This window comes from Janthinobacterium sp. GW822-FHT07A03 (assembly GCF_058798815.1).
In genome coordinates this window covers 552,886-573,532 of record NZ_JBXAKW010000003.1, presented here as the reverse complement: position 1 = coordinate 573,532, position 20,647 = coordinate 552,886, and the positions used below count along the sequence as shown (strand labels likewise).

The window sequence follows — 20,647 nt, the reverse complement described above, 5'->3', positions numbered from 1 at the left end:
ACCCCATGCCATTGCCTTCATCCCGTCCCAGCCTGAAGACTGTCCTCATCGCCAGCGGCGTCGTCCTGACCCTGGCGATGGGCGTGCGCCACGGTCTGGGCTTCTGGATGCAACCGATCTCGCAAGCGAACGGCTGGACGCGCGAAACCTATTCGCTGGCGCTGGCCATGCAAAACCTGATGTGGGGCGTCTTCGGCCCGTTCGCCGGCATGGCGGCCGACCGTTTCGGCACCATGCGCGTGGTTATCGTCGGCGCCATCAGCTACATGGCGGGCCTCGTGTGGATGGCGCTGGTGACGCAGCCCACCTTGTTCATCGTCGGCTCGGGCATCTTCATCGGCCTGGCGCTGGCCTGTACGGCCTTTGGCGCCATCAGCGGCATCATCGGCCGCAGCGCGCCGCCCGAGCAGCGCTCGTGGGCCTTCGGCATTTCCTCGGCGGCCGGCTCGTTCGGCCAGTTCCTGATGATGCCGGTGGAGCAGCAGCTGATCTCCGCCGTGGGCTGGCAAAACGCATTCTATGTGCTGGCCGCGCTGGTGCTGCTGGCCATGATCCCGATGGCCTTCTACCTGCGCGAGCCGCCCGTCTCGCACGCCAGCGGCCCGCAGCAAAGCGTCGGTTCCGCCTTCAGCGAAGCCATCTCCAGCCGTTCGTTCTGGCTTCTGCTGGCCGGCTATTTTGTCTGCGGTTTCCAGCTGGTCTTTATCGGCGTGCACTTGCCGGCCTACCTGAAGGACCAGGGACTGATGAATCCGAACATCGCCGTCACGGCGCTGGCCCTGATCGGCCTGTTCAACATCGTCGGCTCCTACTATGCGGGCAAACTCGGCGGCAAGATCGCCAAGCGCTACCTGCTGTCGGCCATTTACGTGACGCGTGCCGTGGTCATCACCGTGTTCCTGCTGGCGCCATTGTCGGCGTGGTCGGTGTACCTGTTCGCCGCCGGCATGGGCGTGCTGTGGCTGTCGACCGTGCCGCTGACGAACGGCATCATCGCCGGCATCTTCGGCGTCAAGCATTTGTCGATGCTGGCCGGGATGGTGTTCTTCTCGCACCAGGTGGGCAGTTTCCTCGGCGCGTGGCTGGGCGGCTACCTGTACGAACACCAGGGCAGTTACCACGTCGTGTGGATGATCACCATCGGCCTGGGCTTGCTGGCCGCACTGATCAACCTGCCCATCGACGAGCGCGCCGTCAAGCGCGTGGCGGTGGCCGCGTAATGGCCAACTGGCGCACATGGCTATGGCGCCTGGCTGGCGCTGCGCTGCTGGTCATCGTTTTCCTCGCCTATCTGCGTCCCGACTTCATGCTCGACTTGGCGAACCGCTTCTGGATGTGCATGTAGGCTGCGCGGGCGCAAGGCCGATTGCGAAAAGCGGGATTACGCTGGAAGTCGGATTACGCTACGCTAATCCGACCTACCCGACCTATTGCGGTGTCTTTTCGCGTAGGTCGGATTAGCGCGCAGCGCGTAAGCCGACAACACCCGAAACTATGCGATATCGACGCGCATTCCAGCCCGGCGGCAGCTTTTTCTTCACGGTGGTGACGGCCCGCCGCCGGCCCGTCTTTACTTCGGAAACTGCCGTGGCTTTGCTCAGGGACGCTTTCCGCGCCGTGCGCCAGAAGCGGCCATTCGATATCGACGCCATCGTTGTCTTGCCCGATCACTTGCATTGCATCTGGACCTTGCCTGAAGACGATGCCGACTTCATGACGCGCTGGCGATTGATCAAGACGTGGTTCAGCAAGCATGCAGGATTGAAAGACGTTTGGCATCATCGCTACTGGGAGCATGTGCTACGCGACGAGCGCGACTTTATAAAGCATGTCGATTACATCCATTACAACCCCGTCAAGCATGGCTTGGCGAGTAAAGTCATCGATTGGCCGTATTCCAGTTTTCACCGGTATGTAAAGCACGGCTTGTGTGCGGAGGATTGGGGCGGGGATGTCGTAGACATGACAGGTGTTGGGCGGGAGTGACATTAGTCAACAATGTTGTCGGATTACGCTACGCTAATCCGACCTACCCGGCCTATTGCGGTGTCTTTTCGCGTAGGTCGGATTAGCGCGCAGCGCGTAATCCGACAGCACCTCAAAGCAATACCGGCTTTACACCTTCAAAAACTCTTCTTTTCCACCCAGCCAGCGCGCCAGGTGCGCTTCCACGGTGGCTGCGGCGGCCGCCGTGGAAGCGTGCAGCAGATCGTGCGCCACATCGCGGGCCTGGTCGACTAACCATTGATCCGTTTCCAGGTCGGCGAAGCGCAGCATGGCCTGGCCGGACTGGCGCGCGCCAAGAAACTCCCCGGGGCCGCGGATTTCCAGGTCGCGCCGGGCAATTTCAAAACCGTCTGTCGTTTCGCGCATGGTCATCAAGCGCTGGCGCGCCACGCCGCCCAGGGGGCCCTGGTACAGCAGCAGGCAGACGCTGGCCGCCGAGCCGCGGCCCACGCGGCCGCGCAGCTGGTGCAGCTGCGACAGGCCGAAACGCTCGGCATGTTCGATCACCATCAGCGATGCATTCGGCACGTCGACGCCCACCTCGATGACGGTGGTGGCCACCAGCACGTGGATATGGCCGGCGATGAAAGCATCCATCACTTCCTGCTTTTCCGCCGGCTTCAGGCGGCCGTGCACCAGGCCTACCTGCAGCGCGGGCAAGGCATCGGCGAGCATCATGTAGGTGTCGGTGGCCGTCTGCAGCTGCAGCGCCTCCGATTCCTCGATCAGCGGGCAGACCCAGTACACCTGGCGGCCTTCCAGCGCGGCCGCGTAGACGCGGGCGATGACTTCATCGCGCCGGTTCTGGTCGATGGCGCGCGTGACGATGGGGCTGCGGCCGGGCGGCAGTTCGTCGATCACCGACACTTCCAGGTCGGCGTAATACGTCATGGCCAGGGTGCGCGGGATCGGCGTGGCCGACATCATCAGCTGGTGCGGCACAGCCGCGCTGTCGCCCTTGTTGCGCAGGGTCAGGCGCTGGCCCACGCCGAAGCGGTGCTGCTCGTCGACGATCACCAGGCCCAGTTTCGCAAACAGCACGTTATCCTGGATCAGCGCATGCGTGCCGATCACCAGCTGCGCTTCGCCCGATTCGATCAGGGCCAGCGCCGCCGTCTTTTCCTTTTTCTTCAGGCTGCCCGTCAGCCAGGCCACCTTCACGCCCAGCGGCTCCATCCAGGCGGCGATCTTGCGGAAGTGCTGCTCCGCCAGAATCTCCGTGGGCGCCATCAGCGCGGCCTGGTAGCCGCTGTCGATCGCCTGCGTGGCGGACAGCGCCGCCACCACCGTCTTGCCGCTGCCGACGTCGCCCTGCAGCAAGCGCTGCATCGGATACGGCTGGCGCAGGTCGGCGCGGATTTCCTCGAGCACGCGCGCCTGCGCGCCCGTCAGCTTGAAGGGCAGGGCGGCGCCGAAGGCGTTCGACAAGGTGCCGACGATGGGCAGCGAGGCCGCGCCTTTCGAGCGGCGCGCGCGCTGGGCGCGTTTGAGCGACAGCTGCTGCGCCAGCAGTTCATCGAACTTCATGCGCACCCAGGCTGGGTGCGAGCGGTCCATCAGCGCGCTTTCATCGATGTCCTGCGGCGGATAGTGCAGCAGGTGCACGGCGGCGCGGAACGGCGACAGCTGCATCCCGCGCAGCAGATCATCGGGTAATGTATCCCGCCAGTCGATGCGGCGCATGGCGTCGGCGATTTCGCGCCGCAGCACGTGCTGCGACAGGCCTTCGCCGGACGGATACACGGGCGTGAGGGCCGTGGGCAGCGGCGCGCCCTCGTTGACCACCTTGTACGTCGGGTGGACCATCTCGGCGCCAAAAAAGCCGTGTTTGAGCTCGGCGCGCGCGCGCACCCGCGTGCCTTCGGCCAGCTGCTTGACCTGGCTGCCATAGAAATTCATGAAGCGCAGCAGCAAATTGCCCGTTTCGTCGGCGATTGTCACCAGCAATTGCTTGCGCGGCTTGAAATTGACTTCGCACTTGGTGACGATGCCTTCCACCTGCCACGACTCGCCGCCGCGCTGGCAGGCGTCGCGGATGGCATAGACCTTGGTTTCGTCCTCGTAGCGCATCGGCAGGTGCAGCACCAGGTCCATATCCGTGCGCAAGCCCAGTTTGGCCAGGCGGCTTTCCGTGCTGACCACTTTTTTGGCGGCTTTCGGCTTGGCGGCCGGCTTGGCTGTGGGAGGAAGATCGGGCTTGGGTTCGGACATATCGGAGATTTTTGTGCCGCTAGCGTAAAATAGAGGGTTGTCCGGCACACCCTGTGCGTACCGCAGTCGTAAATTGTTGCGGCGGATTATTGTAATGCCTGTATAGGCGCACAGTATAGTGCCAGATGTTCCATTGCGCACTCCTAATCATTTTTGACGTACTTTTGAAGCAAAACGCATGTATTCGCTTTCCGATTTCGATTTTAATTTGCCGCAAGAAAACATTGCGCAAACTCCGTTGGCCGAGCGCAGCGCCTCGCGCCTGTTGCATCTGGACGGCGAGACCCTGGTTGACCGCCAGTTCGCCGATATCGTAGGACAGCTAGCCGCGGGCGACCTGCTGGTGATGAACGATACGCGCGTGCTCAAGGCGCGCTTCTTCGGCGTCAAGGAAAGCGGCGGCAAGATCGAGGCGCTCGTCGAGCGCGTACTCGATGACCGCACCGTGCTGGCCCAGGTGCGCGCGTCGAAGTCGCCGCCGCCCGGCTGCCGCATCCGCCTGGCCGACGCCTTCGACGTCACGGTCGGCCAGCGCGCCGGCGAATTCTTTACCTTGCACTTCGAGGCCGACGTGTTCGAGCTGATCGAGGCGCATGGCCGCTTGCCGCTGCCGCCCTACATCGAGCACGATGCGGACGAATTCGACGAAACGCGCTACCAGACGGTCTTCAACAAGGTGCCGGGCGCTGTCGCCGCGCCGACGGCCGGCCTGCATTTCGACCAGGCCCTGCTCGATCAATTGAAGGCCAAGGGCGTCAACTTTGCCTATGTGACCCTGCACGTGGGCGCCGGCACCTTCCAGCCCGTGCGCACGGAAGTGCTGGCCGAACACAAGATGCATACCGAGTGGTACACCATGCCGCAGGAGACCGTCGACGCCGTACGCGCCGCTCAACTTGCCGGGCGCGACGTGGTCGCTGTCGGCACGACCAGCCTGCGCGCGCTGGAATCGGCCTCGCAAAGCGGCCAGCTGGTGGCGGGCAGCGCCGATACGGCCCTGTTCATCACGCCCGGCTATGCTTTCAAGACGGTAACGCGTTTGATCACCAACTTCCATTTGCCGAAGTCGACCCTGCTGATGCTGGTGTCGGCCTTTGCCGGCTATGAGCCGATCCGCAACGCCTACGCGCATGCGATCGCGCAGAACTACCGTTTCTTCAGCTATGGCGATGCGATGCTGCTCACCACGCAATCGCGCGCTGCGCTGAACCTTGATACCCCCGTGAAAGACTGACCATGCTGGAATTTACATTACTCAAGACCGACACGAGCGGCCTGACCAAGGCACGCCGCGGCACCTTGAAACTCAACCATGGCGTCGTGCAGACGCCGATCTTCATGCCAGTGGGCACTTACGGTTCCGTCAAAGCCATGTCGCCGCTGGAACTGAACGAGATCGACGCGCAAATCATCCTGGGCAACACGTTTCATTTGTGGTTGCGTCCAGGCAATACCGTCATGGAAAAATTCGGCGGCTTGCACGGTTTCATGGGCTGGAACAAGCCGATTTTGACGGATTCGGGCGGTTTCCAGGTGTTTTCGCTGGGCGCCATGCGCAAGATCACGGAAGAGGGCGTGCATTTCAATTCGCCCATCAACGGCGATAAACTGTTCCTCTCGCCGGAAGTGTCGATGCAGGTGCAGCGCGTCTTGAATTCTGATATCGTCATGCAGTTCGACGAGTGCACGCCGTACGAAATCCAGGGTCGCCCGGCCACCATCGAGGAAGCGGCCAAGTCCATGCGCATGTCCTTGCGCTGGGCGCAGCGCTCGAAGGATGAGTTCCACCGCGGCGAAAACCCGAATGCGCTGTTCGGCATCGTGCAGGGCGGCATGTTCGAAATGCTGCGCGACGAGTCGCTGGCCAAGCTCGAAGAGATCGATTTCCCCGGCATCGCCATCGGCGGCCTGTCCGTCGGCGAGCCGAAGGAAGACATGATGCGCATGCTGGCCCACGTGGGCCCGCGCCTGCCGGCCAACAAGCCCCATTACCTGATGGGCGTGGGCACGCCGGAAGACTTGGTGGCGGGCGTGTCGAACGGCATCGACATGTTCGACTGCGTCATGCCGACGCGTAACGCGCGCAATGGCTGGCTGTTCACCCGTTTTGGCGACATCAAGATCAAGAACGCCAAGTACAAGGAAGACCAGACGCCGCTCGACGAGACCTGCAGCTGCTACGCCTGCCGCAACTTTTCGCGCGCTTACCTGCACCATTTGCACCGCTCCAAGGAAATCCTCGGCGCGCGCCTGAACACCATCCACAACCTGCATTACTACCTGGACCTGATGCGCCAGATGCGTGAAGCGCTCGATGAAGACCGTTTCCACGCGTTTACGCTGCAATTCCATGCGGAACGCGCACGCGGAACTTAAGAAAACCTTAGCTTGCGCCCTGGCAGCAGCAGGGCTGGAAGTTTTGTGTATTGGTGCTTGGACGGGGGCGAGAAAGCATTGCATAATGCCTTTTTAGCCCCATTTGAAGCTGCCATGCCTGCAATTGGGGGCTTGGCGGATTGCCAATGCTAGAATACAGCGCTATTTTTTCAAACTGATTAGAACTGGAGTCACCGTGTTTTTCATTTCCAACGCTTATGCGCAAGCCCCAACCGACGCCCTGGGCCTCGGCGGCAACCTGACCAGCTTCCTGCCGCTGGTATTGATGTTCGTGGTCATGTATTTCCTGATGATCCGTCCACAGCAAAAACGCGCCAAAGAACAACGGGCGATGATGGACGCGCTGGCCAAGGGTGACGAAGTCGTCACCGCCGGCGGCATGCTGGGCCGTGTTGTCAAGGTAGTGGACGCTTACGTCACCATCGAAGTGGCGACCGGCACCGAAATCACGGTGCAAAAGAGCTCCATTACCACCTTGCTGCCTAAAGGCACCCTGAAGGCGCTGTAATTCCTCGCTGTCATTGCCCCGGCAATGATTGAACGGGGCGGCTATCCGCCGCCCCTCGCGACGCCTCCGACGCTCAACACTGAACGCTGAATCAATATGAATCGCTATCCTGCCTGGAAATACATCATCATCGTCGTCGCCTTATTGCTGGGCGCACTCTATACGGCGCCCAACTATTTCGGTGAATCACCGGCGCTGCAAGTAACCAGCGGCAAGTCGACCGTCAAAGTGACGGGCGAGCTGATGACGCAAGTCGAGCAAATATTGACGAAAGAGAACGTCAAGTCGGAAGGTGTCACCATGGATGGCGCCGGCAACCTCGCCTCCGTGCGCGTGCGTTTCGCCGATCCCGATACCCAGTTCAAGGCGAAACTGGTGCTGGAAAAGGACCTCAATCCCGATGCCAGCGACCCCGCGTACATCGTGACGGTCAATCTGCAAGCCAATACGCCGATGTGGATGCAGAAAATGCATGCCTTGCCCATGTTCCTGGGCCTGGATTTGCGCGGCGGCGTGCACTTCCTGATGCAGGTCGATGCCAAAGCGGTACTGAACAAGAAAGTCCAGGGCGTCCAGTCCGCCGCGCGTAGCGTGTTGCGTGACAAGAATATCCGCCACGCCGGCATCGAGCGCGTGGGCGACAGCGTCCAGATCAATTTCCGCGACGCGGAAACGCGTCTGAAGGCCAAGAATGTGCTATCCGACCAGATGTCGGAACTGGCGTTCGCCGATGCGGGCGAAGGCAGCGACCTGAAATTGAACATCACCCTGAAACCGGCGGCCCTGAAGGCGACCATCGACGAAGGCGTGAAACAGAATATCTCCACCCTGTCCAAGCGCGTCAACGAGCTGGGCGTGGCCGAGCCGCTGATCCAGCAGCAAGGTCCCGACCGCATCGTGGTGCAACTGCCTGGCGTGCAGGACGTGGCCCGCGCGAAAGCCATCATCGGCCGCACGGCTACCCTGGAAGTGCGCCTGGTCGATGAAACCATCGTGCCCGGCACCGAACTGTCGAGCGCCATTCCGTTCAACTCGGAATTGTTCACCGTCGGCAAGGGTGTACCTGTCGTGCTGGCGAAAGACGTGATCCTGACGGGCGACTATATCTCCAGCGCCACGGCCAGCTTCGACCAGAACCAGCAAGCGGCCGTGTCGATCGACCTGAATGGCGACGGCGGACGCAAGATGCGCGAAGCGACGCGCGAACGCGTGGGCAAGCGCATGGCCATCGTGCTGTTTGAAAAGGGCAAGCCGGAAGTGCTGTCGGTCGCGACCATCCAGCAGGAACTCGGTTCGCGCTTCCAGATCACCGGCATGGGCGGCGCGGAAAACGCGAATGAACTGGCGCTGCTGCTGCGCTCGGGCGCCCTGTCCGCACCGATGACCGTCATCGAGGAACGCACGATCGGACCGCAACTGGGCGCGGAAAACATCGCCAAGGGCTTCCATTCGACCTTGTATGGCTTCATCGCCATCGCCGTCTTCATGATCGCCTACTACATGCTGTTCGGCGCCTTCAGCGTGCTGGCCCTGGCCACCAACCTGCTGTTGCTGGTCGGCTTGCTGTCGATGATCCAGGTGACGTTGACCTTGCCGGGTATCGCCGCTATCGCGCTGGCGCTAGGCATGGCGATTGACGCCAACGTACTGATCAATGAACGTATCCGCGAAGAGCTGCGCGCCGGTAATACGCCGCAAGCGGCGATCGCCGCCGGCTTCGACCGCGCCTGGGCCACGATTCTGGACTCGAACGTGACCACCCTGATCGTCGGCCTGGCGCTGCTGGCCTTCGGCAGCGGTCCGGTGCGCGGCTTCGCTGTCGTGCATTGCCTGGGCATCCTGACCTCGATGTTCTCCTCCGTCTTCGTCTCGCGCGGCGTGGTCAACCTCTGGTATGGCCGCAAGAAAAAGCTGACGACCTTGTCGATCGGCACGGTGTGGGTGCCGGGCACCAGCAAATAAGCGACGGCCCCGACTCACCCAATAGCGTCAACAGCGATCGCGTCCGGTGGCCCAGCCGCCGGATGCACAGAATAGAACTCAGAGGATTTCATGGAATTTTTCCGGATCAAAAAAGATATTCCCTTCATGCGCCATGCGTTGATTTTCAACGTGATTTCGGCGGTGACCTTCCTTGCCGCCGTCTTCTTCCTGGTGCACAAGGGCTTGCATCTGTCCGTCGAATTCAAGGGCGGCACCCTGATGGAGGTGAAATACCCCAAGGCGGCCAATCTTGAAGGCATACGCGGCACGCTCATCGCCATGGGCTACGAAGAGCCGGGCGTGACGAGCTTCGATACGGCGCGCGATGTGATGATCCGTCTGCCGGTGGAAAAGGGCGTCAGCGCCGCGAACACCTCGCAGCGCGTGTTTGATGCGCTGTGCAAGGCCGAGCAAGGCACGACCAAGGCCATCGATACCGTCACCGCCAAAGGCGAACATGTGCTCAAGAGCGCCTGTATGGACGCTGCCGGCAGCGAAGCGGTCGTCTTGCAGAAAGTCGAATTCGTCGGCCCGCAGGTGGGCGAGGAACTGGCGCAGAACGGCTTGAACGCGCTGGTGGTGGTGATTATCGGCGTGATGATCTACCTGGCCATCCGCTTCGAATGGAAGTACGCTGTCTCGGCCATTATCGCCAACTTGCACGACGTGGTGATCATCCTGGGCTTCTTCGCCTTCTTCGAATGGGAATTCTCGCTGACCGTGCTGGCGGCGATCCTGGCGGTGCTTGGCTATTCCGTCAACGAATCGGTGGTGATCTTTGACCGTATCCGCGAAAACTTCCGCAAGCAGCGCAAGGCGACCGTGCATGAAGTGATCGACAGCGCGATCACCAGCACCATTTCGCGTACCATCATCACCCACGGTTCGACCCAGATGATGGTGCTGTCGATGCTGGTCTTCGGCGGCCAGACCCTGCACCACTTCGCCCTGGCGCTGACCATCGGTATCTGCTTCGGTATTTACTCGTCCGTGTTCGTCGCGGCCTCGATCGCCATGTGGCTGGGCGTCAAGCGCGAAGACTTGATCAAGCCGATCAAGGAAAAAGACGAAACCGACGGCGCCGTGGTGTAAGCGCAGGTTTTTTGCAGGTCGAATGAAAAACGATCACCGTTGCGGTGGTCGTTTTTTTTATGGTGGATGACGATGAAGCGTTTGATAGTGATGGGCATCATGGTGGGCATCGGCACGCTGGCCAGTGCCGCGCAATTGAGCCGAGTGGACAGCGGTGCCATCGCCCTGCGCGGCCCGATTGCCGAGGGTGACGTGGACAAGCTGCGGCTGCTGGCCACGCCGGCTACGACGCTGTTGCGCGTGAATAGCGAGGGTGGCGATGCGCTGGCGGCCATGCAACTGGGCCGCTATCTGCGCCGGCAGCAATGGGATATTGCCATCGACACCGTGTGCGCGGGCAGCTGCGCCCTGTATGTCTTCCCGGCCGCGCGGCACAAGCGCATTCCAGCCGATGCCGTGCTGGCGCTGCAGGAATCGGCATTCCTGCGCACGCAGGCAAGCCCGGCGCAATTGCGCCGCACCTTGGGCGAAGCTGGCGTGGCGGCCGAGGACCTGGAGCGCGAAACGGCAGCGCTTGCGGTCCGATTGGCCGACACGGCGGCGCAGGAAGCGGCGTTTGCCGCGGAGCTGGGCATTGCCCCCGCTTTTTACCGCGATTTTCCGCACGTGGTGGCGCAGGCCGACGGCGTGCGCCAGCATTTTCCCGACCAGGAGGCGGCCGTCTACTGGTGGCCGGCCGCCGCCCGCCTGCAGCGCTGCTACGGCATCGCCGGCGTGGACGAGGGGCCGCGCGCAGCGCGTCTGGCGCCCGACGGCTATCTGTACGTGCCGGCCCTGTCCGCCCTCGTCATGGGCGACCAGGCCTTGCAGGGCTGTCCATGAGCCGCAGCGGCCGTTTGTTCCTGCTGATGGACGCCATGCGGGCCAAAAGGGTGCCCGTCACGGCAGCCCAGCTGGCGCAGCAGCTGGGCGTATCCGAGCGCACGATCTACCGCGATATCCAGACCCTGGCCGAACTGGGCGCGCCCTTGCTGGGCGAGGCGGGCATCGGCTACGTGCTGCGCCGCGGCGCCTTCCTGCCGCCGCTGATGTTCGGGCCCGATGAATTGGAAGCGCTGGTGCTGGGCGCACGCTGGGTACGCCGCCAGGGCGACGCGGGTCTGGCGCAGGCGGCCAGCAATGCCCTGGCGAAGATCGCGGCCGCCTCGCCGCGCGATTTGCGCGACAGCATGGCCGAGACCAGCCTGTGGGTGCCGCTGGGCCGCCCCGCCGATGGCACGCAGCCGGCCGACCCGGCCGACCGGTATGTGCAGCCCGTGCGCGAGGCGATCCGCTACGAACAGAAGCTCACGCTCGCCTATCAGGATGAGCATGGCAGCGCCACCTCGCGCACGGTGTGGCCGTTTGCCCTGGCCTTTTTCGAGGGTAAGCGCCTGCTGGCCGCCTGGTGCGAGCTGCGCGGCGATTACCGGCATTTCCGCATCGACCGCATCGCCAGCGTGCAACAGCACGAGGAGCGCTATCCCACGCGCCGCCACGCCTTGCTCGACACCTGGCGCAAGGCGCACGATATCGACCCGGAATCCTGACATTCTCTACTGACAAAAACTGTCAGTGACGGCGACTACGATGGTGGCTTCTTCACTCACCGGAGCCATTTACCATGCGCCTGTACCACCACCCCATGTCCTCGAATGCCCGCCGTGCCCTGATGACGGCGATCCACCTTGGCCTGCCTCTGGAACTGGCCGAAGTCGACCTGATGAATGCGGACGACCGCCGCCGGCTGGCCGAACTGAACCCGAACGGCAAGGTGCCCGTGCTGGCCGATGGCGCTTTCCTGCTGTGGGAATCGTGCGCCATCATGCAATACCTGGCCGAGCAGGTGCCGGGCCAGACGATTTATCCGCAGGCGCCGCAAGCGCGCGCCGACGTCAACCGCTGGCTGTTCTGGGCCGCGCAGCATTTCGCGCCCGCCATCAGCGTGCTGGCCTGGGAACGCGCCTGGAAAGGCATGACGGGCAATGGTCCGGCGGACCCGCTGGAAGAGGCGCGCGGCGAGCGCGACCTGCATGAATGCGCCGTGGTGCTGGACGCGCATCTGGCAGCGCGCAGCTGGCTTAGCGGAGACGATGTGACGCTGGCCGATTTCGCCGTGGCCGCGCCCCTGATGTACAGCGAGGCCGTGCGGCTGCCGCTGGCGCAGTACCGGCACATCGAGGCGTGGTTTGCCCGCGTGCGGCAGTTGCGCGCCTGGCAGGAAACGGATGTAGAACTGTTGCCGGGATAATGTGCGCGCTAAGTGTGCCAACGCACGGAGCCGGCGCGGCGCACCGCATAAGATAGGGCTGTCTCTTTCAGGACATCCCTAGCTTTGGACTTTACCCGCTTTCGAGCGGGTTTTTTTTGTCCGGCGTTATTGGCGTTTTCTGTTGATAGTGAGTACCCACATTTTGCGCGTGAAGTGCATCAATGCACGAGCACCTTCAGCAGCGACTGCACTTCATCGTCCGATTCTTCCATGATGCTCGACAGCGTCGCATCGTCACCGATCACGCAATCGATGCTGCCGGCGGCGCGCGCAGCGCGCACGGCGATGGCGGCCGGGCTTTCATTGAGGGGCGACGAGACGGGCGCCAGGTCGTTTGCCAGCAGCAGGGTGTCGCCCAGCGATTCGGGCGGGATGGCGCGCAGGCCCTCCCACAGCGCATCGATGGCGCCCATCACGGCTTCCGGCACCTTCAGTTTGGTCAGGACGCCATGGCCGATCGCCTGTTCGCCATGTTCGACCCAGTCCTGCGGTTCGCCGTCCAGGATGCCGGGAAATTCGGCCGCGCGCGACAGCAGATAAAAGCCGCCCACTTCATGCATGATGCCGGCAAACAGGGCCGTATCGGGGTCCACCTTGGTGACGCGGCGGGCCAGTACCTGCGACAGGGCCGCCACGTGGGCCGTGTGCTCCCACAGCTGGTTGGCCTTCGCCTGCAGCACGGGATCGGTGATGGTGCTGCCCAGCTGGCGCACGATCAGCGATGCCACCACCGACTGCAGGGTACGCACGCCGAGCCGCTGCACGGCGTTGCGCACGCTGGTGATTTCATTGCCGGAGCGGTTGAACGCCACCGAATTGGCGATGGCCACCGTGCGCGCGGCCAGCAGCGGGTCGGCCTGCACCAGCTTGGCAGCGGCTTCGATATGGCAGTCGGGATCGGCCAGCGCCTCTTGCAGCTTGAGCGAAGCGTCCACATTGGCAGGAAAGGTCAGCTCGCCACGAGCGGCTTGTGCGGCGATGCTTTTAAAGGCGTCGAGTCTGTTCATTGAAAAAATTATACTCGCAATATTTCCGTACGGAACTTTTTAACCGTGATCTTTTCGCAAACAGCCTGGCAGAAGGCAAGCAAAGCCCCGTAAATGCAAAATGGGCACGAGTCAACTGTACGCGTGCCCATTTTGAACGACGAAATTTCGAACGCTTAACAAAACCATCGTGAGCGGATGGGATTTGTGGCTAAGAAGCGCAACCGTACCTTAGTACGGGGGCGCCGAGCCGGTGAGCATCGCAGGCCGCAAAGCGCACCGCGCAGCAGGTTTTGTTACGCGTTGTTAGAGAGATTCGCTGAAGATGGCGTCGCAGCCTTCAACGAGTTCGTCGCTGTCTTCCAGCTCATCGGTCAAGCCCAGGTCGAAGAGTTCCTCGACGGCGTTCATGAAGCTGTTGTGCTTGGTGGCGCCGATCAGGCGGTAGATTTCGCCATCTTCGTTGCGCACGCCGATGATCAGTTTTTCCTGGCGCACCAGTTCCGGCGTGCTGGCGTTGAGCAGCAGGTTGCCGATGATGTGTTTATCGAAATGAGCGGGCTTTTTGCCTTCGAGCAGTGAGGTTTTCAACTTGGTTTCCTTTGTCTTGTTTGAATGTCTGTGCTTGGTGAATGGTCAGCCGTGACCGTTGGCGATGGCGTGTTTCAAGCCTGCCAGGGTGGTTTCCAACCGCATGAAATCGTCTTCGGTATAGCCGTCGAACAGGTGCTGGCCCTGCTTTGTCAGCTTGGGGAACACGTCATGGAACACCTGTTCGCCCTCGCAGCTCAGGCGCACGTAATAGGAACGCTTGTCGCGTGGACAACGTTCGCGTATCACCAGCCCCTTTTGTTCCAGCCGGTCCACCACGCCCGTCAAAGTCCCCTTGGTAATCAGGGTTTTCTGGCCCAGTTCCTTATAGGACATGCCGCAAGTGTTGCCGAGCGTGGCAATGATGTCGAATTGCGCATGCGTCAAGCCGTACTGGCGCACGAAGTCGCTAGAAAACCGCTCGAAGCCTTGCATGCATTCGGCCAGCAGCCGGATACTTTTTAAATATCGTTCACCCATGGGAGTGATTATATCCTTCCGCTCCGCTTTTTTCCGCCGCGCCAGGATGCGCCCTTGCATGAGGGTCTCGATGGGGCGGAAGTCCGGTATCATGTGGGCAACTCAGCCCTTGCCCCGATCCCGCCCTGCCGATGTCATTCGCTAATCTTTCCCGTATCGGCCTCGACAAACCGCTGCGCTTGCTGCTGGTGCATGCCGGCGATGCCGAGTCGATCACCTGGGCCGGCCTGGTGCAGCCGTTGCGCCTGTGCGCGCGGGCGCTGGGCTCGCAGGCGTTCCAGCTGGACGTGCGCACGCCGGAACAGGTGGCCGCGCAGGGCGGCAACTGGCATATCGCACTGCTGGTGGCCGATGAAACGCAAGCGCCGCTGCGCGCCGAGCTGTGCCGGGCCGTGATCGAGCGCTGCCGCTCGGCGCCGTTCTGGGGCGGCGTGGGGGCGGCCGTGCTGTGGCTGGCCGACGCGGGCGTCATGGATGGCGTGCGCATCGCCTTGCCGTGGGCCTTGTATGCCGATGCGGAAGCGAAGGCCGAACGGGCCATCCTGACGCCGCATTTGTTCGACATCGACGGCCCGCACATCACCTGCTGCGGCGGCGCGGCCAGCATCGACTTTTCGCTGACCCTGATCGAGACCATCTTTGGCGCCGACGTGCAGGCGCTCGTCAAGGAAGCGTTGTGCGTGGACAAGGTGCGCGGCAAGGAAGAGCGCCAGCGCGTGGCCCTGCAGGCGCGCTTCGGCGTGTTGCAACCGAAACTGTCCGAAGCTGTGACCTTGATGGAAGCCAATATCGAGGAGCCGCTGTCGACCGACGACATCGCCAGCCTGGTGGGTCTGTCGCGGCGCCAGCTGGAGCGGCTGTTCAAGCAATACCTGGGCAGCCTGCCGTCGCGCTACTACCTGGAGCTGCGCCTGCAGCGCTCACGGCAACTGTTGCTTGATACACATTATTCCATCGTGCAAGTAGGCCTGATGTGCGGCTTTTCCTCCGGCTCGCACTTTTCCACGGCGTTTGGCACCCTGTTTGGCAATACACCGCGCGAAGAGCGGCAAAGAAAGCTGATGCCGCCGGTTTGATTAAGGCAAGCCCTGCTGTGATGAATTGTGAAAATCCTTGTCGCAGATTCAAAAGAGTTTTAGCATCCCGCTTTTTATAATGCAGTACACACGTAGCTGTCGTAGCTGCGGAGTACCTAACATATTGATGGGGAAATGCTATGAATGCCAAGCTTGATTCGACCGTAACGGCTCGTCCAGTCACCCGGGAAACCTTTGACCAGGTCCTCGTTCCTACCTACGCCCCTGCAGCCATGGTGCCCGTGCGCGGTTCCGGACTGGATTTGTGGGACCAGTCGGGCAAGCATTACCTCGATTTCACCTCCGGCATCGCCGTCAACAGCCTGGGCCACTGCTATCCGGCCCTGGTCGACGTGCTGACCAAGCAAATCAATAATTTGTGGCATTTAGGCAACGGCTATACGAACGAGCCTGTGCTGCGTCTGGCGCTGGCGCTGACGGAAGTGACCTTCGCCGACCGCGCCTTCTTCTGCAACTCGGGCGCGGAAGCCAATGAAGCGGCCCTGAAGCTGGCGCGCAAGTACGCGCACACCAAATTTGGTGCGCACAAGTCGCGCATCATCTCGTGCTTCAGCTCCTTCCACGGCCGCACCCTGTTTACGGTCTCCGTCGGCGGCCAGGCCAAGTACACGGAAGGCTTCGAGCCGCTGCCGCCGTCGATCGACCATATCGCCTACAACGACATCGAAGCGGCGCGCGCCGCCATCGGCGATGACGTGTGCGCCGTGATCGTCGAGCCGGTACAGGGCGAAGGTGGTGTGGTGCCGGGCAATCCGGAGTTCCTCAAGGAACTGCGCGCCTTGTGCGACAAGACCGGCGCGCTGCTGATTTTCGACGAAGTCCAGAGCGGCATGGGCCGCACTGGCGCATTGTTCGCGTACATGGGCTACGGCGTCACGCCGGACATCCTGACGGCTGCCAAGGCGCTGGGCAACGGCTACCCGATCGGCGCCATGCTGACCACCAACGAACTGGCGCAAACCCTGGCCGTCGGTACCCATGGCACCACCTACGGCGGCAACCCGCTGGCCGCCACCGTGGCCCTGACCGTGCTGGACACGATCAACACGCCGGCGTTCCTGGCGCGCGTCAAGGAAGCGAGCGTCAACACCATCGCCATGCTGCAAGGCTTGATCACGGATTACCCGCAAGTGTTCTCCGTGGTGCGCGGCAGCGGTTTGCTGCTGGGCCTGGTCGTCAGCGATGCCTGGAAGGGCCGCGCGAAAGACATCCAGAAAGCGGCCGAAGCGCAAGGCTTGATGGTGCTGATCGCCGGCATGGACGTGGTGCGCCTGGCGCCGGCCCTGATCGTCTCGGACGAGCAGATTGCCGAAGCGGGCCGCTTGCTGCGCGCCGCCATCGACGGCATGCTGAAAGCCTGAGGCTAGCCTCGCTCCCTGTTTGATCACCGGCCCGCCGCTTTGCTGCGGGCCGGCTTGGTTCTACCCGGGTTTTCAGCCCATGTATCGTCAGCATTGAAGGAGTACCCATGTATGTTGTCCGTCCGGTAGAAATTGCGGATATTGCAGCCCTCGAAGCGCTGGCCGCGGTAACCATGCCGGGTGTCCATACCCTGCCGAAGACGCGCGAGAAAATCGCCGCTTCCGTCGATCGCTCCATCGCCTCGTTTGCCGCCCATGTCGACATCCCCAGCGAAGAGTCGTATCTCTTCGTGCTTGAATCTCTGCTCGACAAGAGCATCGCCGGCACGGCCGCCATCTTCGCCTCGGCCGGCTCGAACGGCACCTATTTTTCCTTTCGCAACGACGTCATCCAGCAAGTCTCGCGTGACCTGAACATCAGCCACAGCGTGCATGCGCTGACCCTGTGTTCGGAGCTGACGGCGTACTCGCAGCTATCCGGCTTCTATGTGCGCAACATGGAGCAGGCGGGCCTGGAAGCGGCGCTGCTGTCGCGCGCGCGGCTGCTGTTCGCCGTGCTGGCGCCGCACCGCTTCGGCGACCGCTTCTTCGTGCCGCTGGCCGGCATCACGGACGCCAACGGCCAGTCGCCGTTCTGGGATGCGCTGGGCCGCAAGTTCTTTCAGATGGATTTCCTCGATGCCGAAAAAGTCATCGGCGGCGCCCGCAACCGCACCCTGATCGTCGAACTGATGCCGCACTACCCCGTGTACGTGCCGCTGCTGCCGGGCGACGCGCAGGCGGCCATGGGCCAGATCCACCCGAGCGGCGAACTGGCGTTCAATCTGCTGACGGAAGAAGGCTTTGAAGCGGACGATTACATCGATATCTTCGATGGCGGCCCGATCCTGCAGGCGCACAAGCATGCGCTGCGCTCGTTTACGGGCTCGCTCACGCGCCGCGTCGTGGCGGGCGTCACGCCCAGCCGCACGGGCCTGAAAGTGCATTACGCGATCGCGTCGGGCGCGGAGCGCAACTTCCGCGCCGTCACCTTTACCTGCGATGCGCTCGAAGCGCAGGACACCGTCGGCTTGCCGCCCGAGCTGCTTGAAGCGCTGGCCGTGGCCGAAGGCGACAGCGTCATTTGCGTGCGCATCTAACCGAGAGAACACTATGCTAGTAGTACGCGCCATCAACGCTTCTGACCTGGACGCCCTGTACGGCCTGGCCAGCCAGGTCGGCACCGGCATGACCACCCTCAAGCCGGACATGAAAATGCTGGGCGACCGCCTGGCCATCGCCTGCGCCTCGTTCGCCGAAACCATCGCGCCCGAAAAGCGCGACTACATGTTCGTCATGGAGGATACCGACACGGGCCGCCTGGCTGGCGTGTGCGCCATCAAGGGCGCCGTGGGCCTGGAAGAACCGTTCTATAACTACCGCATCGGCACCCTCGTGCATTCAAGCCGCGAGCTCGATGTATTTACGCGCATGGAAACCTTGTACCTGTCGAATGACCTGACGGGCAGCACGGAACTGTGCTCGCTGTTTTTGCACCCGGACTACCGCAGCGGCAACAACGGCAAGCTGCTGTCGAAAAGCCGGTTTCTGTTCATCGCCCAGTTCCCGCACCTGTTCACGGAAAAGCTGATCGCGGAGATGCGCGGCTACCAGGCGCCGGACGGCAGCTCGCCGTTTTATGAAGGCCTGGGCCGCCACTTCTTCAAGATGGATTTCCACCACGTCGACGACCTGACGAGCCTGGGCAAGAAATCATTCATCGCCGAACTGATGCCGCGCCAGCCCATGTACGTGGCCTACCTGCCCGACGAGGCACAGGAAGTCATCGGCAAGGTGCATCTGAGCACGGCGCCTGCGCGCCGTTTGCTGGAACAGGAAGGCTTGCACTTCGAAGGCTATGTCGATATTTTCGACGCCGGCCCCGTGCTGCAGGCGCGCGTGTCCGAACTGCGCGCCATGCGCGACAGCATGCCGGCCGTGCTCGACGCCGAAGCTGCGCCTGAAGCGTGCGGCGACGCCGCCCAGGCCGAGCCTTACCTGGTGTCGAACACCGACCTGAAAGATTTCCGCATGATCGTCACCAGCGCCAACCCGCACAGCGGCAAGATCGCGTTGGACGACGATGAACTGCATCTGCTGCGCTGCCGCAACGGCGACACCGTGCGCACCTTGTCACTCAACCCGAGGAAGCATCCCCATGTCTAATGTGAATACCACGCAATCGAACTTCATCAACGGCGCCTGGCTGCCGGGCACGGGCCGCGAACTAGTTACCATCGATCCGTCGAACGGCAAGCAGACCTGGGCCAGCCTGGAAGCGACAGAAAACGAAGTCGGGCAAGCCTGCCAGGCCGCCCGCGCCGCCTTTGAAGCGTGGGCCGATACGCCCGTCGACGAGCGCATCGCCATCTGCGTGCGCTTTCGCGAACTGCTGAAGGAACACGCCGAGGCGCTGGCGCTGCTGATCTCGGAAGAAGTGGGTAAACCCTTGTGGGAGTCGCGCACGGAAGTGGCCACCATGGCCAACAAGATCGATATCTCGGTGCAGTCGTACCACGCGCGCACGGGCATCATGCAAAGCAAGATCGCCGATGGCGACGCCGTGCTGCGCCACCGTCCGCATGGCGTGTTCGGCGTCTTCGGCCCATACAATTTCCCCGTCCACCTGCCGAACGGCCATATCGTGCCGGCCCTGATCGCCGGTAACACCATCGTCTTCAAGCCCAGCGAATATGCGCCGCGCACGGCCGTGAAAACAGTGCAGCTGTGGCAGCAGGCAGGCCTGCCGAACGGCGTCGTCAACCTCGTCAACGGCGGGCGCGACACGGGCGTGGCGCTGGGCGCCAATGCCTTGCTCGACGGCGTGCTGTTTACAGGTTCCTGCCAGACGGGCATCAGCCTGCACCGCCAGTTCGGCGGCCAGCCGGGCAAGATGCTGGCGCTGGAAATGGGCGGCAACAACGCGCTCGTCGTATGGGACGTGAAGGACGTGGACGCGGCCGTGCACCACGCGATCTTCTCCGCTTTCGTCTCGGCTGGCCAGCGCTGCACCTGCGCGCGCCGCCTGGTGGTGCAGGACAATGCCTTTGGTGTTGCCTTTGTGGCGCGCCTGGTGGAAGTGGCGGCGAAACTGGGCATCGGCGCGTCCGACGCCCAGCCGCAGCCATTCATGGGCCCTGTCGTATCGAGTGCCGTGGCCGCGCGCCTGGTACAGGCGCAGGCCGACATGGCGGCCAAGGGCGGCACCACCCTGCTGCAGATGCGCCAGTTGAATCCCGAGGCGGGCTTTGTCACGGCCGGCATTGTCGACGTCACCGATGCCACCGGCATCCCCGACGAAGAATGGTTCGGCCCCCTGCTGCAAGTGATCCGCGTGGCCGATTTCGATGCGGCCCTGAAGGTTGCCAATGCCACCGAATTCGGCCTGGCCGCCGCGCTCCTGTCCGACGATGCGGCCCTGTGGCAAACGTTCCAGACGCGCGCGCGCGCCGGCATCGTCAACTGGAACCGTCCGACCACGGGCGCGGCCAGCACGGCGCCGTTCGGCGGCATCGGTAAGTCGGGCAACCACCGTCCGAGCGCCTATTACGCGGCCGATTACTGCGCCTACCCGGTTGCGTCGATCGAGAACAGCGTATTGGAATTGCCGGCCAAGCTGTCACCCGGCCTGAATTTTTAAGGAA

General features: G+C 62.6%; 20 protein-coding genes. 16 read left to right on the top strand and 4 right to left on the bottom strand.

What is annotated here, in order from left to right:
• The first annotated feature begins 5 nt into the window (after positions 1-5).
• The 3 genes from AC1RJW_RS12180 to AC1RJW_RS12170 all read left to right on the top strand — a co-directional run bounded on the left by AC1RJW_RS12180 (position 6) and on the right by AC1RJW_RS12170 (position 1,986).
• Positions 6-1,220 carry an MFS transporter gene (locus AC1RJW_RS12180; protein ID WP_493045126.1) on the top strand — a complete coding sequence of 405 codons (1,215 nt, stop codon included), beginning with the start codon at positions 6-8 and terminating at the stop codon, positions 1,218-1,220.
• Positions 1,220-1,345, top strand: coding sequence for a hypothetical protein (locus AC1RJW_RS12175; protein WP_493045125.1), 126 nt, complete (start codon positions 1,220-1,222; stop codon positions 1,343-1,345). The genes AC1RJW_RS12180 and AC1RJW_RS12175 overlap by 1 nt, the downstream gene beginning before the upstream one ends.
• Before the next feature lie 149 nt (positions 1,346-1,494).
• On the top strand, positions 1,495-1,986 hold the full coding sequence (locus tag AC1RJW_RS12170; RefSeq protein WP_493045124.1) for an REP-associated tyrosine transposase: 492 nt from the start codon (positions 1,495-1,497) through the stop codon (positions 1,984-1,986).
• A gap of 129 nt (positions 1,987-2,115) precedes the next feature.
• Here the strand turns inward: AC1RJW_RS12170 and recG are convergent, their stop codons facing one another.
• The gene (gene recG / locus AC1RJW_RS12165) at positions 2,116-4,218 is read right to left on the bottom strand and encodes an ATP-dependent DNA helicase RecG (RefSeq protein ID WP_493045123.1); all 2,103 of its coding nucleotides are present in this window, start codon (positions 4,216-4,218) and stop codon (positions 2,116-2,118) included.
• A 178-nt stretch (positions 4,219-4,396) separates the two neighbouring features.
• Between recG and queA the strand changes: the two genes are divergently transcribed.
• From queA to AC1RJW_RS12125, 8 genes are all read left to right on the top strand, one after another.
• A complete protein-coding gene (gene queA / locus AC1RJW_RS12160; protein WP_493045122.1) occupies positions 4,397-5,452 on the top strand; it encodes a tRNA preQ1(34) S-adenosylmethionine ribosyltransferase-isomerase QueA in 1,056 nt (351 codons plus the stop codon).
• A gap of 2 nt (positions 5,453-5,454) precedes the next feature.
• Positions 5,455-6,594 (top strand): tRNA guanosine(34) transglycosylase Tgt, encoded by a 1,140-nt coding sequence (tgt, locus tag AC1RJW_RS12155; protein WP_493026176.1) that lies wholly within the window; start codon positions 5,455-5,457, stop codon positions 6,592-6,594.
• Between the two features lie 196 nt (positions 6,595-6,790).
• Entirely contained in the window at positions 6,791-7,123 is a 333-nt protein-coding gene (gene yajC, locus AC1RJW_RS12150) for a preprotein translocase subunit YajC (protein WP_034745505.1), read from the top strand.
• Positions 7,124-7,219: 96 nt separating this feature from the next.
• Complete coding sequence (secD, locus tag AC1RJW_RS12145; RefSeq protein ID WP_326458874.1) at positions 7,220-9,085, top strand: protein translocase subunit SecD; 1,866 nt, start codon at positions 7,220-7,222, stop codon at positions 9,083-9,085.
• 90 nt (positions 9,086-9,175) lie between these two features.
• Positions 9,176-10,198 (top strand): protein translocase subunit SecF, encoded by a 1,023-nt coding sequence (gene secF, locus AC1RJW_RS12140; RefSeq protein ID WP_493045121.1) that lies wholly within the window; start codon positions 9,176-9,178, stop codon positions 10,196-10,198.
• 72 nt (positions 10,199-10,270) lie between these two features.
• Complete coding sequence (locus tag AC1RJW_RS12135; RefSeq protein WP_493045120.1) at positions 10,271-11,020, top strand: hypothetical protein; 750 nt, start codon at positions 10,271-10,273, stop codon at positions 11,018-11,020.
• On the top strand, positions 11,017-11,727 hold the full coding sequence (locus tag AC1RJW_RS12130; protein ID WP_493045119.1) for a helix-turn-helix transcriptional regulator: 711 nt from the start codon (positions 11,017-11,019) through the stop codon (positions 11,725-11,727). The genes AC1RJW_RS12135 and AC1RJW_RS12130 overlap by 4 nt, the downstream gene beginning before the upstream one ends.
• 74 nt (positions 11,728-11,801) lie before the next feature.
• Positions 11,802-12,428 (top strand): glutathione S-transferase family protein, encoded by a 627-nt coding sequence (locus AC1RJW_RS12125; RefSeq protein WP_493045118.1) that lies wholly within the window; start codon positions 11,802-11,804, stop codon positions 12,426-12,428.
• A gap of 179 nt (positions 12,429-12,607) precedes the next feature.
• Here the strand turns inward: AC1RJW_RS12125 and AC1RJW_RS12120 are convergent, their stop codons facing one another.
• From AC1RJW_RS12120 to AC1RJW_RS12110, 3 genes are all read right to left on the bottom strand, one after another.
• Positions 12,608-13,456: an HDOD domain-containing protein gene (locus tag AC1RJW_RS12120; protein WP_493045117.1), complete on the bottom strand. Its 849-nt coding sequence runs from the start codon at positions 13,454-13,456 to the stop codon at positions 12,608-12,610.
• Positions 13,457-13,741: 285 nt separating this feature from the next.
• Positions 13,742-14,026 (bottom strand): hypothetical protein, encoded by a 285-nt coding sequence (locus AC1RJW_RS12115; RefSeq protein WP_034778933.1) that lies wholly within the window; start codon positions 14,024-14,026, stop codon positions 13,742-13,744.
• A gap of 45 nt (positions 14,027-14,071) precedes the next feature.
• Positions 14,072-14,506, bottom strand: a complete 435-nt coding sequence (locus AC1RJW_RS12110; protein WP_353659668.1) for a MarR family winged helix-turn-helix transcriptional regulator — start codon at positions 14,504-14,506, stop codon at positions 14,072-14,074.
• Between the two features lie 131 nt (positions 14,507-14,637).
• On the opposite strand from AC1RJW_RS12110, the gene AC1RJW_RS12105 reads away from it, so the two are divergent.
• From AC1RJW_RS12105 to astD, 5 genes are all read left to right on the top strand, one after another.
• Positions 14,638-15,582 carry a GlxA family transcriptional regulator gene (locus tag AC1RJW_RS12105; protein ID WP_493045116.1) on the top strand — a complete coding sequence of 315 codons (945 nt, stop codon included), beginning with the start codon at positions 14,638-14,640 and terminating at the stop codon, positions 15,580-15,582.
• Positions 15,583-15,722: 140 nt separating this feature from the next.
• Positions 15,723-16,964, top strand: a complete 1,242-nt coding sequence (astC, locus tag AC1RJW_RS12100) for an acetylornithine/succinylornithine family transaminase (protein ID WP_493045115.1) — start codon at positions 15,723-15,725, stop codon at positions 16,962-16,964.
• A 107-nt stretch (positions 16,965-17,071) separates the two neighbouring features.
• Complete coding sequence (locus tag AC1RJW_RS12095) at positions 17,072-18,103, top strand: arginine N-succinyltransferase (protein WP_493045114.1); 1,032 nt, start codon at positions 17,072-17,074, stop codon at positions 18,101-18,103.
• 13 nt (positions 18,104-18,116) lie between these two features.
• A complete protein-coding gene (gene astA, locus AC1RJW_RS12090; protein ID WP_493045113.1) occupies positions 18,117-19,169 on the top strand; it encodes an arginine N-succinyltransferase in 1,053 nt (350 codons plus the stop codon).
• Positions 19,162-20,643 (top strand): succinylglutamate-semialdehyde dehydrogenase, encoded by a 1,482-nt coding sequence (gene astD, locus AC1RJW_RS12085; RefSeq protein ID WP_493045112.1) that lies wholly within the window; start codon positions 19,162-19,164, stop codon positions 20,641-20,643. Before astA ends, astD begins: the two co-directional genes overlap by 8 nt.
• Positions 20,644-20,647 lie beyond the last annotated feature (4 nt).

Excerpts from the sequence above, each read along its gene's own strand:
- tgt (WP_493026176.1), top strand. The coding sequence starts at position 5,455 with ATGCTGGAATTTACATTACTCAAGACCGACACGAGCGGCCTGACCAAG.
- AC1RJW_RS12095 (WP_493045114.1), top strand. The coding sequence starts at position 17,072 with ATGTATGTTGTCCGTCCGGTAGAAATTGCGGATATTGCAGCCCTCGAA.
- astC (WP_493045115.1), top strand. The coding sequence starts at position 15,723 with ATGAATGCCAAGCTTGATTCGACCGTAACGGCTCGTCCAGTCACCCGG.
- secD (WP_326458874.1), top strand. The coding sequence starts at position 7,220 with ATGAATCGCTATCCTGCCTGGAAATACATCATCATCGTCGTCGCCTTA.
- queA (WP_493045122.1), top strand. The coding sequence starts at position 4,397 with ATGTATTCGCTTTCCGATTTCGATTTTAATTTGCCGCAAGAAAACATT.
- AC1RJW_RS12110 (WP_353659668.1), bottom strand. The coding sequence starts at position 14,506 with ATGGGTGAACGATATTTAAAAAGTATCCGGCTGCTGGCCGAATGCATG.
- AC1RJW_RS12175 (WP_493045125.1), top strand. The coding sequence starts at position 1,220 with ATGGCCAACTGGCGCACATGGCTATGGCGCCTGGCTGGCGCTGCGCTG.
- AC1RJW_RS12170 (WP_493045124.1), top strand. The coding sequence starts at position 1,495 with ATGCGATATCGACGCGCATTCCAGCCCGGCGGCAGCTTTTTCTTCACG.
- AC1RJW_RS12125 (WP_493045118.1), top strand. The coding sequence starts at position 11,802 with ATGCGCCTGTACCACCACCCCATGTCCTCGAATGCCCGCCGTGCCCTG.
- secF (WP_493045121.1), top strand. The coding sequence starts at position 9,176 with ATGGAATTTTTCCGGATCAAAAAAGATATTCCCTTCATGCGCCATGCG.
- astD (WP_493045112.1), top strand. The coding sequence starts at position 19,162 with ATGTCTAATGTGAATACCACGCAATCGAACTTCATCAACGGCGCCTGG.
- AC1RJW_RS12105 (WP_493045116.1), top strand. The coding sequence starts at position 14,638 with ATGTCATTCGCTAATCTTTCCCGTATCGGCCTCGACAAACCGCTGCGC.
- AC1RJW_RS12120 (WP_493045117.1), bottom strand. The coding sequence starts at position 13,456 with ATGAACAGACTCGACGCCTTTAAAAGCATCGCCGCACAAGCCGCTCGT.
- AC1RJW_RS12130 (WP_493045119.1), top strand. The coding sequence starts at position 11,017 with ATGAGCCGCAGCGGCCGTTTGTTCCTGCTGATGGACGCCATGCGGGCC.
- AC1RJW_RS12180 (WP_493045126.1), top strand. The coding sequence starts at position 6 with ATGCCATTGCCTTCATCCCGTCCCAGCCTGAAGACTGTCCTCATCGCC.
- AC1RJW_RS12135 (WP_493045120.1), top strand. The coding sequence starts at position 10,271 with ATGAAGCGTTTGATAGTGATGGGCATCATGGTGGGCATCGGCACGCTG.
- recG (WP_493045123.1), bottom strand. The coding sequence starts at position 4,218 with ATGTCCGAACCCAAGCCCGATCTTCCTCCCACAGCCAAGCCGGCCGCC.
- astA (WP_493045113.1), top strand. The coding sequence starts at position 18,117 with ATGCTAGTAGTACGCGCCATCAACGCTTCTGACCTGGACGCCCTGTAC.